At 71.0% G+C, this 14,405-nt stretch carries 11 protein-coding genes and 1 pseudogene; 3 read left to right on the top strand and 9 right to left on the bottom strand.

Going from position 1 to position 14,405, the window contains the following annotated elements:
* Positions 1 to 244: 244 nt before the first annotated feature.
* Complete coding sequence (gene nsdA / locus GTY56_RS28450) at positions 245 to 1,741, bottom strand: transcriptional repressor NsdA (protein WP_161368180.1); 1,497 nt, start codon at positions 1,739 to 1,741, stop codon at positions 245 to 247.
* 445 nt (positions 1,742 to 2,186) lie between these two features.
* Here nsdA and GTY56_RS28445 point away from each other — a divergent pair, with 445 nt between their 5' ends.
* Positions 2,187 to 2,855 (top strand): bifunctional DNA primase/polymerase, encoded by a 669-nt coding sequence (locus GTY56_RS28445; protein WP_161368179.1) that lies wholly within the window; start codon positions 2,187 to 2,189, stop codon positions 2,853 to 2,855.
* A gap of 122 nt (positions 2,856 to 2,977) precedes the next feature.
* Here GTY56_RS28445 and ftsY read toward each other — a convergent pair whose 3' ends face one another.
* On the bottom strand, positions 2,978 to 4,177 hold the full coding sequence (ftsY, locus tag GTY56_RS28440; protein WP_161368222.1) for a signal recognition particle-docking protein FtsY: 1,200 nt from the start codon (positions 4,175 to 4,177) through the stop codon (positions 2,978 to 2,980).
* A 150-nt stretch (positions 4,178 to 4,327) separates the two neighbouring features.
* Between ftsY and GTY56_RS28435 the strand changes: the two genes are divergently transcribed.
* Complete coding sequence (locus GTY56_RS28435) at positions 4,328 to 5,299, top strand: LLM class flavin-dependent oxidoreductase (protein WP_161368178.1); 972 nt, start codon at positions 4,328 to 4,330, stop codon at positions 5,297 to 5,299.
* 178 nt (positions 5,300 to 5,477) lie between these two features.
* Here GTY56_RS28435 and GTY56_RS28430 read toward each other — a convergent pair whose 3' ends face one another.
* The 4 genes from GTY56_RS28430 to GTY56_RS28415 all read right to left on the bottom strand — a co-directional run bounded on the left by GTY56_RS28430 (position 5,478) and on the right by GTY56_RS28415 (position 11,808).
* Positions 5,478 to 6,896 (bottom strand): sugar porter family MFS transporter, encoded by a 1,419-nt coding sequence (locus tag GTY56_RS28430; RefSeq protein ID WP_161368177.1) that lies wholly within the window; start codon positions 6,894 to 6,896, stop codon positions 5,478 to 5,480.
* A gap of 222 nt (positions 6,897 to 7,118) precedes the next feature.
* Positions 7,119 to 10,724: a chromosome segregation protein SMC gene (smc, locus tag GTY56_RS28425; RefSeq protein WP_161368176.1), complete on the bottom strand. Its 3,606-nt coding sequence runs from the start codon at positions 10,722 to 10,724 to the stop codon at positions 7,119 to 7,121.
* Between the two features lie 221 nt (positions 10,725 to 10,945).
* Complete coding sequence (locus GTY56_RS28420; RefSeq protein WP_030852030.1) at positions 10,946 to 11,149, bottom strand: hypothetical protein; 204 nt, start codon at positions 11,147 to 11,149, stop codon at positions 10,946 to 10,948.
* Positions 11,150 to 11,526: 377 nt separating this feature from the next.
* Positions 11,527 to 11,808 (bottom strand): acylphosphatase, encoded by a 282-nt coding sequence (locus tag GTY56_RS28415; RefSeq protein ID WP_031138144.1) that lies wholly within the window; start codon positions 11,806 to 11,808, stop codon positions 11,527 to 11,529.
* Between the two features lie 161 nt (positions 11,809 to 11,969).
* Between GTY56_RS28415 and GTY56_RS28410 the strand changes: the two genes are divergently transcribed.
* A complete protein-coding gene (locus GTY56_RS28410; RefSeq protein ID WP_161368175.1) occupies positions 11,970 to 13,112 on the top strand; it encodes a CAP domain-containing protein in 1,143 nt (380 codons plus the stop codon).
* Positions 13,113 to 13,132: 20 nt separating this feature from the next.
* Here the strand turns inward: GTY56_RS28410 and GTY56_RS41660 are convergent.
* The 3 genes and pseudogenes from GTY56_RS41660 to GTY56_RS28400 form a co-directional block, all read right to left on the bottom strand.
* A pseudogene (locus GTY56_RS41660) lies at positions 13,133 to 13,291 on the bottom strand (site-specific integrase); the annotation flags it as partial.
* 113 nt (positions 13,292 to 13,404) lie between these two features.
* Positions 13,405 to 13,842 carry an SRPBCC family protein gene (locus tag GTY56_RS28405; RefSeq protein WP_161368174.1) on the bottom strand — a complete coding sequence of 146 codons (438 nt, stop codon included), beginning with the start codon at positions 13,840 to 13,842 and terminating at the stop codon, positions 13,405 to 13,407.
* A 4-nt stretch (positions 13,843 to 13,846) separates the two neighbouring features.
* A complete protein-coding gene (locus GTY56_RS28400) occupies positions 13,847 to 14,194 on the bottom strand; it encodes a metalloregulator ArsR/SmtB family transcription factor (protein ID WP_161368173.1) in 348 nt (115 codons plus the stop codon).
* Positions 14,195 to 14,405: the final 211 nt, after the last annotated feature.

The following is a 14,405-nucleotide window of genomic DNA, read 5'->3' as shown; positions in this document are numbered from 1 at the left end:
CGGTTTCGGTGGAAGCCCCTCGTTGTTTCGCGGCCGTGACGAAGGCGCGTTCTGTGTTACGCGTCGATGAACTGCCGGATCGCGCGCGAGCCGATCGTTATCGTGGCGCAACCTTCGGCTTTCGGACAGCCGTGGGAACACAGGCCGGCCGCGGCCGGCCTTCCGACGACCTGGCATGGGGGAGCCGAGTCGGGCAGTTCGGGAGGGCCGGCCGCGGCCGGGGTTCTGGGGGTCGTACGGCTTGTCAGACCGCCTCGGCGGTCTCGGGCAGTTCGGCGGCGAGCCGCTCGGTGAGGTCGACGATTTCGCCGAGGTCGCCGAAGTCCCGGGCGGCGGTGTCGACCGTCTTGCGGATACGGGTGTTGACGCGCTCGGAGCGAACCTTCTTGGCGACCTGCATGGCCTCGGTGGCGAAGACCGTGCTCCGCTCGGGCTCGCGCCGCAGGAGGTGCACCGTGGCCATGCCGATCAGGTTCAGCGCGTAGGACCGCTGGTGCTCGTCGTCCTCGGCGAAGAGCTGTACGGCCCGGTTCATCAGGGGCTCGGCCAGCGAGGCGTAGGTGGGGCTGCGGCCGGCGACGTAGGCCAGGTCGCGGTACGAGTGGGAGTTCTCGCCGTACAGCTCGGCCTCGGAGAAGAAGCGGATCCAGTCGGGGTCCGGCTCGTCCCACTCGTCGGCCTCGGCGAAGGTGTCCTCGGCCATCCGGACGGCCCTCTTGCACTTGCCGGGCTGTCCCATGTTGGCGTAGGCGCGGGCCTCCATCGCATACAGCATCGACTGGGTGCGCGGGCTCGCGCAGTCCCGGCTGCCGTACTGGGCGAGGTGGATCAGCTCCAGCGCGTCGTCGGGCCGGCCGAGGTGGATCATCTGGCGGCTCATGCTGGACAGCACGTACGAGCCGAGGGGCCGGTCACCGGCCTCCTTGGCGGCGTGCAGCGCGAGGACGAAGTACTTCTGCGCGGTCGGCTGGAGCCCGATGTCGTACGACATCCAGCCGGCCAGCTCGGCGAGTTCGGCGGCGACCTTGAACAGCCGGCGGGTGGTGGACTCCGGCTGGGGCTCCTGGAGGAGGTCGGTCACCTCGTGCAGCTGGCCGACGACGGCCTTGCGGCGCAGGCCGCCGCCGCACTGGGCGTCCCACTGCCGGAACATCACCGTCGTGGACTCCAGGAGGTCCAGCTCGGGCCGGGAGAGCCGGCCGCGGCCACGGCCGGAGCCGCCCGCGGGCTCGGGCTCGGAGCGCGGGGCGGGCGGTGAGGGAACGAGCCAGCGCTGCATGGGCTCGATGAGGGCCGGGCCCGCGGACAGGACCAGCGAGCTCCCGAGGAAGCCGCGCCGCGCCAGCATCAGGTCGCTGCGCGAGAACTCGCTGAGCAGGGCCACGGTCTGCGGGCCCGTCCAGGGCAGGTCGACGCCGGTCGCGGAGGGCGACTGGCGGGCGGTGCGCAGCCCCAGGTCCTCGACGGAGACGACGACGCCGAAGCGCTCCGAGAACAGCTCCGACAGGATCCTGGGGATCGGCTCGCGGGGGTTCTCGCCGTCGAGCCAGCGGCGCACGCGGGAGGTGTCCGTGGAGATGTGGTTGGCGCCCAACTGCCGTGCCCTGCGGTTGACCTGGCGGGCGAGCTCGCCCTTGGACCATCCGCTGCGCACGAACCAGGAGGTGAGCAGCTCGTTCGGGCGCTTGCCAGCGTGCGTCGCGCTCGCAGCGTTCGTTCCGCTTCCGCCGTTGCCGCTCACTGGAACGCCCCCATCCCTGAGACCACTTGTCGCCGAGTGCGCCAAGCCCTATCAGCATGCCGGTTCGTACGGCCGTCCGTCCGGCCCTTGTCACCCTTCGAACGGAATGACGACTTGCCTCCGGCATACCCACGAGCGCATGTGCCCCCAGGACTCGTGCACACAAAGTAATCCTACGATCACCCGTCCAGCCACGGCTCACACGGAAACGCCACCATTCGCCACCCCATCGAATGAACTCACGTACGGCAACGCGCGATTGACTTGACACGGCACGAGCAGAAGCGGATGCAGTGACGCACTCGGGGGCGCACACCGCCGGGCACGCAACCGTGGGCACGTCCGGGCGCTGAATGAACCGACCACCGCCGGGCAGGCGGAAACAGAGAGTCACGCATCGCGATCGCAGCGTAACCACCGGTGCGGCGGACCCGTTGGAGGGGGCATGGGCTTCACGATCGGCATCAGCCGGGGCATGCGCGACATCCGGTCCGGCGCACGCCGCCGCGGCCGCACGTCGGACGGTACGGCCGTGGCCGAGTACACCGGCCTGTGGGGCTGGGACGTGGTGCCGGGCGCCCGGGCCTCGGCGGGCGCCTGCTCCTGCGGCCGCGGCGACTGCCCGGAGCCGGGCGCGCACCCGCTGGACTTCGCGCCGGTGCTCGCCGCCGGTGCGACGCTGGACGACGTGACCGACCTCTGGGGCGAGTTCCCCGGCGCCTCGGTCATGCTCCCGGTCGGCCGGGCGTTCGACGTCATCGAGGTGGGCGAACCCGCCGGCTGCCGCGCGCTGGCCCGGCTGGAGCGTATGGGCCTGCCCGTCGGCCCGGTCGCGGCCACCCCGGACGGCCGTGCCCACTTCTTCGTCGCCCCCGGCGCCGCCGCCGATCTGCCCGGTCTGCTCTACCGCATGGGCTGGGACGACCCGGCCTCCCTCGACCTGCGCGGCCTCGGCCCCGGCGCGCACATCACGGCGCCGCCCTCCGACCGCGGCGGCCTCGGCCCGGTCCGCTGGCTGCGCTCCCCCGCGCTGGACTCGGCCTCCCGGCCGCCGGAAGCCCGTCTGGTGCTGGGCACACTGGCCTACGTGGCCCACCGGTCACGGGCTGAGTGAGAGGCCCCCCACAGCGCGGCGAGGACACAGAGCGAAGCGCCCGGCCCCGACTGCACCTCGGGGGCGGGCGCTTCTCGCGCAGGTACGGTTCTTCGCAGGTCGCGCCTCGGCTGGTACCGAGTTCACTCCCCGATAAGGGCGTCAACGAACGCCTCCGGCTCGAACGGAGCCAGGTCGTCCGCGCCCTCGCCGAGTCCGACGAGCTTGACCGGCACGCCCAGCTCGCGCTGGACCGCGACCACGATGCCGCCCTTGGCCGTGCCGTCCAGCTTGGTGAGCACGATGCCGGTGATGTCGACGACCTCGGAGAAGACGCGCGCCTGGACCAGGCCGTTCTGGCCGGTGGTGGCGTCCAGGACGAGCAGCACCTCGTCGACTGGGGCCTGCTTCTCCACGACCCGCTTCACCTTGCCGAGCTCGTCCATGAGACCGGTCTTGGTGTGCAGGCGGCCGGCGGTGTCGATGAGCACGACGTTCGCGCCCATCTCCTTGCCCTCCTTGACCGCGTCGAAGGCGACGGAGGCGGGGTCGCCGCCCTCCGGTCCGCGCACGGTGTGGGCGCCGACCCGCTCGCCCCAGGTCTGGAGCTGGTCGGCGGCGGCGGCCCGGAAGGTGTCGGCGGCGCCGAGGACCACGCTCTGGCCGTCGGCCACCAGGACGCGGGCGAGCTTGCCGGTGGTGGTGGTCTTGCCGGTGCCGTTGACGCCGACGACCATGACGATGCCCGGCTTGCGGTCCTCCGGCTCGGTCTTGACCACGCGGTCCATGTCGCGGCCGACCAGGGTGACGAGCTCCTCGCGCAGCAGGGTGCGCAGCTCCTCGGGGGTGCGGGTGCCGAGCACCTTCACACGCTCGCGCAGCCGCTCGACCAGTTCCTGGGTGGGCTGCACGCCGACGTCGGCCGTGAGCAGCGTGTCCTCGATCTCCTCCCACGTGTCCTCGTCGAGGTGCTCACGCGACAGCAGGGTGAGCAGCCCCTTGCCGAGGGCGTTCTGCGAGCGGGAGAGCCGGGTCCGCAGCCGGACCAGACGGCCGGCGGTGGGTTCCGGGATCTCGATCTGGGGGGCTTCGGCGGGCGGCTCCTCGACTACGACCGGAGCCGAGCCGTCCGGGAGATCCACCTCCTCTATCGTGCGCCGCGGTTCCTCCCGCGGCGTCTCGGCCTCGTCGCCGACGTGCGGCTCGGCCGGTGGGGCGGTGATGTCGGGCGCTGCGGGCGGGGGCGGGGGCAGCTGCTTCTTGCGCCGGCTGCCGACGATGAGCCCGCCGAGCGCGCCGAGCACGACCACGGCGATGACTACAGCAAGGATGACGATGTCCATAACGGGTCCAGTATCGGTCATGGGCCCCCGGGCACCCCGCTCGCGCCGCCCCGCGGGGCGGCGGGGCGCCGGATCTCCACACCCCTGGCTGCCTGACGCATCGTCAGCTAACGTCCCCCGGACACCCGCCCGGTGGAGGGAGACGCCGCCATGCCCGTCACGGTCGCACGCTTCAACCTCGTCGCTCCGGGGGCCTCCCCCGCCGAGCTCGGCGCCCGGTACCGGGCGGCCCTGGAGATGGCCGCGTACGCCGACGACCGAGGTGTCACCACGGTCCAGACGGAGGAGCACCACGGGGCCGAGAACAACTGGCTGCCGTCTCCGTTCGCCTTCGCCGGGGCGGTCTTCGGCGCCACCCGGCGGATCGCGGTCACGGTCTCGGCGATCATCGGCCCGCTGCACGACCCGCTGCGGCTGGCCGAGGAGATCGCCGTGCTGGACCTGCTGAGCGGGGGCCGGCTGGTGACGGTCGCCGGGATCGGGTACCGGCGCGAGGAGTACGAGCTGTTCGGCGTGGACTTCGCCCGGCGCGGTCGGCTCCAGGACGAGCTGCTGGAGACCCTGCTGGAGGCGTGGACCGGCGAGCCCTTCTCCTACCGGGGCCGGACGGTCCGCGTCACCCCGCGCCCGTTCACCGACCCGCACCCGCTGCTCCTGGTCGGCGGCTCCTCGAAGGCCGCCGCCCGCCGGGCCGCCCGGCTCGGCCTGCCCTTCTTCCCCAGCGCGCACCTGCCGGAGCTGGAGGCGTACTACAAGGAGCGGCTCGCCGAGTACGGCACCGAGGGCTGGGTGATGATGCCCGCCGCCGAGACGCCTCTGCTGCACGTGGCCGAGGACCCCGACCGGGCCTGGGCGCAGTACGGGCGGCACTTCCTGCACGAGGCGCGGACGTACGCCTCCTGGCAGTCGGGCGGAGTGCGCTCGGCGGTGAAGTCGGGCGCGACGACGGTCGAGGACCTGCGCGCGGAGGGCGTGTACCGGATCCTCACCCCGGACGCGTGCGTGGCGCTCGGGCTTGACTCCTACGTCCTGCATCCGCTGTCGGGCGGAATGCCGGTGGAAGAGGGGTGGCGGAGTCTGCAGCTGTTCTGCGAGCGGGTGCTGCCGGGGCTGGCGGGCTGACGCCCCCGCGGCGTTCCCGGGGGTGCGACGGCCGGGCCGCTTCTGGGCCCGGCGTCCTGATCCGGTGAACGACAGACCGCCGCCCCGGCTCGGGCAGTGGCCGAACCGGGGCGGCGGCGGGTTACGGGGAGAGGGGCAGCGGGGACTTTGGCCCTTCTCCCCGAGTCGCGGGACGGGCCTAGCCCATCTCCTCCAGGGCCTTGCCCTTCGTCTCCTTGACGAACTTCAGGACGAACGGGATCGAGAGCGCGGCGAACGCGGTGTAGATCACGTAGGTGACGGAGAGGTTCCAGTCGGCCAGGGACGGGAAGCTCGCGGTGATGGCCCAGTTGGCGATCCACTGCGCGGCGGCGGCCACGCCCAGTGCGGCGGCGCGGATCCGGTTGGGGAACATCTCGCCGAGCATGACCCAGACGACCACACCCCAGGACAGCGCGAAGAAGAGGACGAAGATGTGCGCGGCGATCAGGGCGATCCAGCCCTGCGTGGCCGGCAGCTTGCCGTCGACGAGGTGGTAGGAGAACGCCCAGGCCTCCAGCGCCAGGCCGACGACCATGCCGACCGAGCCGATGATCGCGAGCGGCCTGCGTCCGATGCGGTCGACGAAGATCATCGCGATGACGGTGCCGAGGATGTTGATGATCGACGTGGTGAAGGAGTAGAAGAACGAGTCCGCGGGGTCGACGCCGACCGACTGCCACAGCGTCGCGGAGTAGTAGAACGCCACGTTGATGCCGACGAACTGCTGGAAGACCGACAGGCCGATGCCGATCCAGACGATCGGCTTGAAGAAGAAGCTGCCGCCGAGCAGGTCCTTGAAGCTCGACTTGTGCTCACTCTTCATGGCGCCCTCGATCTCGGCGACACGGGCGTCCAGGTCGACGTCCTTGCCCTCGACCTCGGTGAGGATCTCCCGGGCGCGCTCGTGCTTGCCGACGGAGATGAGGAAGCGCGGCGACTCGGGGATGGCGAAGGAGAGCAGCCCGTAGAGGATGGCCGGGACGACCATGACGCCGAGCATGACCTGCCAGGCCTCCAGGCCCATCAGCTTGCCGCGCTGGTCACCGTCGGCGGCGTTCAGCAGACCCCAGTTGACCAGCTGCGACACGGCGATGCCGATGACGATCGCGGCCTGCTGGAAGGAGCCGAGCCGGCCGCGGTAGGCGGGCGGGGCGACCTCGGCGATGTAGGCCGGGCCGATCACGGAGGCCATGCCGATGGCGAAGCCACCGACGACGCGCCAGAAGGCGAGGTCCCACAGGGCGAAGGGGAGCGCCGAGCCGACGGCGCTGACAGTGAAGAGGACCGCGGCGATCTGCATGCACCGGATGCGGCCGATGCGGTCGGCTATGCGGCCGGCGGTGGCGGCGCCGACGGCGCAGCCGATGAGGGCGATGGCGATGACCTGGGCGAGGGCCGCGGAGCCGACGTCATAGCGGTCACGGATGGCCTCGACGGCGCCGTTGATCACGGAACTGTCGTAGCCGAAGAGGAAACCGCCCATCGCGGCCGCCGCCGCGATGAAGATGACGTGCCCGAGATGATCGGGGTGAGCCGTCCTGGCTCCTGACTTGGGTGCCTGCGCTGTGCTGGTCACGTGTACTCCTCGGGCCACCGGCAACGCTGCCGGAGGGGATCTGCCCTTCGAGGTCCACCTGAAGGTACCTGAAGGTAAAAGGAACGTTGCCGAGACTATGCCTTCAAGTTTCGAAGTCAATAGGGCGACTGCTGTGAATCCGAAGCAGAAGTGTGGCGGCTGTGTGTTCAAGTGTTGAAGTCATAGAGAAGCGCAGGTGAGACCAGTGTAGAGCGCACGCATCTAGCGGAGGCGCTGGCTGATGACCTTCGACACACCGTCGCCCTGCATGGAGACGCCGTAGAGCGCGTCGGCGACCTCCATCGTGCGCTTCTGGTGGGTGATCACGATCAGCTGGGAGGCTTCCTGGAGCTCCTGCATGATCCGGATGAGCCGCTGGAGGTTGGTGTCGTCGAGCGCGGCCTCGACCTCGTCCATGACGTAGAAGGGGCTGGGCCGTGCCTTGAAGATCGACACGAGCATCGCGACCGCCGTCAGCGACCGCTCCCCGCCCGAGAGCAGTGACAGCCGCTTGACCTTCTTGCCCGGCGGACGCGCCTCGACGTCCACGCCCGTGGTGAGCATGTTGTCGGGGTCGGTCAGGATCAGCCGTCCCTCACCACCCGGGAAGAGACGGGAGAACACGCCCTCGAACTCCCGGGCCGTGTCCCGGTAGGCCTCGGTGAAGACCTGCTCGACGCGCTCGTCGACCTCCTTCACCACCTGGAGGAGGTCCGCCCGCGTCTTCTTCAGGTCTTCCAGCTGCTCACTGAGGAACTGGTGGCGTTCCTCCAGCGCCGCGAACTCCTCCAGGGCGAGCGGGTTCACCTTGCCGAGCTGCTGGTAGGCACGCTCGGCCGACTTCAGGCGCTTCTCCTGCTCAGCCCGGAGATACGGCCTCGGCCGGTTGCGCGGGTGCTCCGGGTCCTCCGGCAGTTCCTCGCCCTCGGCGGGGGGCGAGGGCGGCACGAGCTGGTGCGGTCCGTACTCCGCCACCAGTCCGGCCGGTTCGACACCCAGCTCCTCCAGCGCCTTGGTCTCCAACTGCTCGATGCGCAGCCGCTTCTCGGCGCCGAGTACCTCGCCACGGTGGACCGAATCCGTCAACTTGTCGAGTTCCGCCTTGAGATCGCGCCCCTCGGTGCGGGCACGGGCGAGTTCCTGCTCACGCAGGGCCTTGGCGGCCTCGGCGGCGGTGCGCTCCTGATCGGCACGGGCCAGGGAGACCTCGACGTGCGCGAGCAGCTGCCTCGCCCCCGCGCCGACGGCCTCGGCGACGGCCGCCTCGTGCCGGAGCCGGGCCCGTCGCTGCTCGGCACGCGCGCGTGCCTCGCGTTCCGCGCGGGCGGCCCGGTCCAGCGAGTCGGCCCGTCCGGCCAGGCCCTTGACGCGTTCCTCGTGCGTACGGGCCTGAAGGCGGGCTTCCATCTCGGTCTGGCGTGCGTTGGCGCCGTCGGCTGCGAGCCGGTCCCGGACGGAGGTGTCGGGCTCCTCCTCGATCGGCATCTCCTCGGCGACGGCGAGCCGCTCGGCGAGTTCCTCGACCTCCTGGAGCGCGTTGTCGAGGGCGTCCTGGGCACGGGCAGCGGCCGCGGTGGCACGTTCCGCCTCACCGGTGGCCCCGCGCGCCTGGCCCGCTAGCCGCCCGAGCTGCTGGGCGACGGCCGACTTCTCCCGGTCGGCGGCCCGGCGCCGCTCCCCCAGCTCCTCGACGAGCGCGGCGGCGTCCCGGCGCCGGCCGACGGCCGCGTGCTGGGCCTCGGTGAGCTCCTCACAGCGGACGGCGAGCTCTTCCAGCTCGGCCGCCGCCTCGTCGACGGAGGCCTGCACTTCGAGAAGGCTGGGGGCGCCGGCGGAGCCGCCGTGGGCGAAGTGGGCGCCGAGGAGGTCGCCTTCGGCGGTCACGGCGGTGAACTCGGGGTGGGCGTAGACGAGGTCCTCGGCGTCTTCGAGGGTGTTGACGACGACGATGCCGTGCAGCAGCCGTCGGACGGCCGGCATGAGGTCGGAGGGGCCGCGGACCAGGTCCGCGGCGAAGGTGTGACGCGCGTCTGCGGATCCGTTGTGGTCATTCGCGCCCGCGCGGCGGCAGCCGCATGTCTGATACAGCCCCGCGCCCCTGAGGGCGTCATCTCCTGCCAGGAGCAGGGTGGCCCGGCCCCCGTCCTGTTTGCGCAGGAGTCTGATCGCGTCCGCCGCGGAGGCAGGGGTCGTGACGGCGATCGCGTCGGCTGCCGCCCCGAAGGCCGCAGCGACGGCGACCTCGTGGCCCGGGGTCACCGTCAGCAGCTCCGCCGCCGGGCCGAGCAGACCGGACAGGCGGTCCTTGGCCGCGAGCAGTATGCCGGTGCCGTCCTTGCGGCGCAGGCCGAGGGCGAGGGCCTCGTGGCGGGCCTGGGTCGCGGCGCGCTTGCGTTCCGCCGCCGTGGCCGCCTCGCGGGCCGCCGTGAGGGCGGACTCGGCCTCGGCGAGCTGCCGCTTGGCCGCCTCGTGCTGCTCGGCGAGCTCCAGGTCGCCGGCGTCGAGGCCGTCGACCTCCGCCTTGAGCCCCTCGTACTCCTCCTGCGCGGCGACGGCACGTTCCTGCGCCTCGTCGCGGGCCGCGGCCAGGCGTTCGATCTCGGCCTGGGCGGAGGCGGCTCGGGAGCGGGCGGCGTTGACCTGGCCGCTGAGCCGGGCCAGTCCCTCACGCCGGTCGGCGATGGCCCGGGCGGCGTCCTTCAGGCGCCGTTCCTCCTGGGTGAGCGCGCGTTCGAGTTCGGCGCGGTGGGCGACCGTGTCCTCCAGCGCCCGTTCGGCCGCCTCCAGGGCCGCCTCCAGCTCGGCCTCCTGCTCGCGGATGCGGGCGGCCTCGCGTTCCATGTCCTCGGGGTCACGGCCGCGCCGCTCCTCGGGGGGTGCGGAGGTGGCGCTCTTCACCCGGGCGTCGGCCAGCGAGATCGTGCCCCGTACGCGTTCGGCGAGCTGGGAGAGCTCGTACCAGGTCTGCTGGGCGCGCTGGAGCCGCGGGGTGAGCCGCCGTACCTCGTCCTCCAGGAGGGCCTCGCGCTGGAGCGCCTTGCGCAGTTCCTGTTCGGCGGACTCCTTGCGCTCCTTCAGGGCGGCCTCGTCGGCGACCTCGGCTTTGAGGGCCTCCCGCAGCCGCACGAGGTCGTCGGCCAGCAGGCGCAGACGGGCGTCGCGCAGGTCGGCCTGGATGACGGCGGCCCTGCGGGCGACGGCGGCCTGGCGGCCGAGGGGCTTGAGCTGCCGTCTGAGCTCGTCGGTGAGGTCCTGCACGCGCGCGAGGTTGGCCTGCATCGCGTCCAGCTTGCGCAGCGCCTTCTCCTTGCGCTTGCGGTGCTTGAGGACGCCGGCGGCCTCCTCGATGAAGGCGCGCCGGCCCATGGGGTCGGCGTGCAGGACGGAGTCGAGCTGGCCCTGCCCGACGATCACGTGCATCTCGCGGCCGATGCCGGAGTCGGAGAGGAGCTCCTGGATGTCCAGGAGGCGGCAGGTGTCGCCGTTGATCTGGTACTCGCTGCCGCCGTTGCGGAACATGATCCGCGTGATGGTGACCTCGGCGTACTCGATGGGCAGGGCCCCGTCGGAGTTGTCGATGGTCAGGGACACCTCGGCGCGGCCCAGGGGCGGGCGGCCGGTGGTGCCGGCGAAGATGACGTCCTCCATCTTGCCGCCGCGCAGCGACTTGGCGCCCTGCTCGCCCATGACCCAGCTGAGCGCGTCGACGACGTTGGACTTGCCCGAGCCGTTCGGTCCGACAACGCACGTGATACCCGGCTCGAACCGGAGGGTGGTCGCGGAGGCGAACGACTTGAACCCGCGGAGGGTCAGGGCCTTGAGGTGCACGCCGCCGGACTCTACCGCCCGGGTCGGTCTCACTCCATGAACCCACGGTTTCGCCGCTGAACGCGCAGGGCACATCAGACGTTAAAGACGGTGAAAGGATGCGGGGGCAAGCAAGGCAAGAAAGAAGGGACGCCGACGGGGCGTCCCTTGCACTTCAGACAACTAGGCGGTTGTGACGGGCGGCCCAACCACTGCTGTGCTGTTGTGGAGCGGTGCAGTGATCAGGTGAGCGCAGGCTCCGCCTGGTGTGCGTCAACGCTCTCCATGATCCTGTCGTGAGAAGCGGCAGCCGTCAGCGCTTCGTTCTCCGCCTGGATTCGTCCGAGCTCGGATTCCAGGTCCTGGACGCGCTGCTGGAGCCGTCGCATCTCGGCGAGGAGTCGAGGGTCGGAGCCGCCGACGTAACCGAGAAGCGCCTTTGCCATGATGGATGGTCCTCCACAATGCGTGACCGACCGCTGCGGTGTGGGTCGTGAGGGATTCGCACCCGCGGTCTGGCAGGGCCTGGAGTTGTGCTGCCGTTCAGCCATGCCAAACAGCTAAGGTGCGCGGGGCTTTCAGCGTCTCACCAAAAAGTTTGACGGTCAACACGATCACGCCCCGTATTGGGGGCGGCCCGGGCACGCGCGGCCTGGAACGGCCGTACTGCGGCTTCTGCGGGGCCCTCGGGGCGTGGCGATCATCTTTGCGGGTGGAGCCTGCCGAGGCAAGCGGTTCTCGGCAATCACCAGCGAGTTTCCTTCCGGGACGGTCGTCCGCGAGCCGTCCGCGGGCGGCCTCGGGGGCCGCCCGGCGGGTGCGCTCAGCGGATGGCGAAGCCGTCGTAGCCGCCGCGCGGTGTGTCCCAGATCTCGGTGACGCCGTCCACGCGGCCGGGCGTGTCGTCACTCTGGAGCCACTCCAGGAGCCCCTCGCAGCCCTCGCGCCCGCCCTCCGCGACCACTTGGACCCGCCCGTCGCCCAAATTGAGAGCAAAGCCACTCAGGCCGCCGATCTCCAATGCCTTGGCCCGCGTGAACCAGCGGAAACCCACACCTTGGACGCGTCCACGCACCCAGGCGACCAATCGCACATCCTCGCTCATGCTTGCAACCTAACCGCCCAATCCCCCTCCGGACACTTCCTCCACTTGCGCCATGCGGTACCGTCCCCCCTCAACGAATCTCATATGAAACTCACACGATCGAGTGAGTTTGGTGTTGATCTCGAGGACGAGTCGACCGCCAGGACGAGGAAGGCCAGGACATGGGACGCCACCGACGCTCCGACGCCGGCCGCGCCGCCACGGGCCGCGCCACGGGAATCACCCACGCCGACGGCTTCGCGGAGGGTCACGATCCGCTGTACCCCACCGCGGACGACGCCCCGACGATGGGCATCGCGCCCTATCTGAACCCGGAGGCATACGCCGGCAGCTACGCCAAGAGCGAGGCCTACCTGTTCGGGGCGGAGGAGTCCGCCGCGGGTGACCGCTACGGCGACACGGCCGTCTTCGCGAGCGACGGCTTCATGAGTGACGGCTTCACGCCCGACGGCGGCTCCCGCCGCCCGGGATCGCACCGCCGCCGCAAGAAGACCGCCCGGCCCATGCGCACCGGCCTGCTCGGCGTCTCCGCCGCCGTCGCCCTCGGCACGGTCGCGGTCGCCACCGGCGCCGTGCCCGGCCTCGACAACTACAAGCTCGGCGGAGGCGGCGGGGCCGACAAGGTCCAGGCCGGGAACACCCCGACAAACACCCCGGTCGAGCAGGGCGGCACCTCCGGCAGTGCCGAGAGCCGGGACGACACGTCCACCAGCCGGGACGCCGAGCGCTCCGGCTCCCCCTCGCCCTCCGCCTCGAAGTCCTCCGCCGCGCCGACGAAGACGCCGGAGAAGCCGGAGAAGACGCAGGAGAAGACCCCGGAGCGGAAGAAGCCGACGGCCACTCCGAGCGAGAAGCCGGACAGCACGCCCTCCCGTACGGCCACCAAGGCTCCGAAGGCTCCCGGCGCCTCCGCCGCCCTGGCCGGCGAGTCCGCCGCCGCGGCCCAGGTGCTCAGCCTCGTGAACGAGGAGCGGGCCAAGGTGGGGTGCAGCCCGGTCGCCGCCAACAGCGCCCTGACCGGTCTGGCCCAGAGTTACAGCGAGGACATGGCCGCGCGGGGCTTCTTCGACCACACCGACCCGGACGGTCGCACGCCGTGGGACCGGGCCGAGAAGGCCGGGATATCCAACCTGGGCGGCGAGAACATCGCCCGCGGGCAGGCCGACGCCGCGGCCGTGATGGACGCCTGGATGAACAGCCCCGGCCACCGCGCGAACATCCTGAACTGCGACTTCAAGACGCTGGGCGTCGGTGTCGAGTTCGGCTCGGGCGGCCCGTGGTGGACCCAGAACTTCGGCTACTGAGATAGTCGCAGGTCAGAGGCCTAGGAGACCCCTGGGGCCGTCTCGGGGCCGTCACTGGATGACCCCTCATCCTCGAAGACCCGATCAACGGCGGCCCGGGTCCGTGTCTCGCTCGACGGCATCAGGTGCGTGTACGTACGCAGGGTGAAGCCGGGGTCATGGTGGCCCAGGTACGCACTCTGACCGGGGGAACGTCGCTGCAACTCATCGCTCAGGCAACCGGCCGCTCCCGGAGAAGATCGACAGCCAGGCTGCCCGTCTGCGTAAGAGCGACGTCCGCTGTTTCAGGCGGTCATCCAGCTGTGTCGAGCTGCGTCGCGAGCTGATCCAGGGACGACTGCCAGCCTCCGCAGGCACTGTCGGCGGTCGCGGGGTCGGCCATGACGTGGGTGAACACCAGGAGACAGCTGCCCCCTTCGTCGCGCAGCTCGAACCTGAGATGATCGTCGAACTCCCTCTCCTTGCCGTCCGGGTCGTGCTCGTCGAAGGCGAACAGCCGCGGCGGGTCGAAGTCGGTGATGGTGGCCGAGTAGATCGTGCCCTCGCCGTCGTCGAAGGTCATGCGACCGCCGGTCCTGGGCTCCAGCCCCGTCACCCGAAACGGATACCACTGGCTCAGCTGCTGGGGATCGGTGACCGCCAGCCAGACCTTGTCGCGGCTGTGCTTCAGATGACGTTCGAACTGCAGGGCAGGCCGGCCGTCGAAGGTGGTGACATTGGTCGCGCTCATGACTTCACGGCTCCTCGGTTGGCCGACGCGGCTGTTCCTCGGGGGCGTCCGGCATCGTTTCCAGGTGTCGTTCCAATGCGTCCAGGCGTTCGGTCCACAGTCGGCGATACGGCGCGAGCCAGGCGTCGAGATCGGCCAACGGCTCCGGGCGGAGCTCGTACCAGCGGCGCTGCGCTTCCGGTCGGACCGTGACCAGCCCGGCCTCACGCAGCACCCGGAGATGCTTGGACACCCGCGGCTGACTCATCTCCAGTTCGCGGGCAACCTCCCCCACCAGTCGGGGGCGGCCGAGCAGCAGCCCGAGGATCCGTCGCCGTGTGGGGTCGGCCAGCACTTCGAACGGCAGGGACACACCTTGACCATACTCCATCAGTTATATAACGGCAACGGCATGAAGGAGTCCGGCTCATCTGACCGCCGTGCGGGCTCCGCCCACCCGGGCATGATCGGGCGGACAGGCCCCAAGCCGGGACCAGAGGCCGCCAGGGCACGAGGTACAGGTTTCTCCACGCCATCAAGCCCCGGCTGCGCTCCGCTCCGCCGGGCGCGCTTCCCGGCTCCGC

Source organism: Streptomyces sp. SID5643, assembly GCF_009872555.1.
Lineage (GTDB): Bacteria > Actinomycetota > Actinomycetes > Streptomycetales > Streptomycetaceae > Streptomyces > Streptomyces iakyrus.
The sequence above is the reverse complement of the archived record's forward strand: the minus strand, read 5'-3'. Positions and strand labels throughout refer to the sequence as shown.

What these genes read in the sequence shown, in the direction of transcription:
- GTY56_RS28445 (WP_161368179.1), top strand. Translation starts at nt 2,187, where the DNA reads ATGGGCTTCACGATCGGCATCAGCCGGGGCATGCGCGACATCCGGTCC.
- ftsY (WP_161368222.1), bottom strand. Translation starts at nt 4,177, where the DNA reads ATGGACATCGTCATCCTTGCTGTAGTCATCGCCGTGGTCGTGCTCGGC.
- GTY56_RS28435 (WP_161368178.1), top strand. Translation starts at nt 4,328, where the DNA reads ATGCCCGTCACGGTCGCACGCTTCAACCTCGTCGCTCCGGGGGCCTCC.
- GTY56_RS28420 (WP_030852030.1), bottom strand. Translation starts at nt 11,149, where the DNA reads ATGGCAAAGGCGCTTCTCGGTTACGTCGGCGGCTCCGACCCTCGACTC.
- GTY56_RS28415 (WP_031138144.1), bottom strand. Translation starts at nt 11,808, where the DNA reads ATGAGCGAGGATGTGCGATTGGTCGCCTGGGTGCGTGGACGCGTCCAA.
- GTY56_RS28410 (WP_161368175.1), top strand. Translation starts at nt 11,970, where the DNA reads ATGGGACGCCACCGACGCTCCGACGCCGGCCGCGCCGCCACGGGCCGC.
- GTY56_RS28405 (WP_161368174.1), bottom strand. Translation starts at nt 13,842, where the DNA reads ATGAGCGCGACCAATGTCACCACCTTCGACGGCCGGCCTGCCCTGCAG.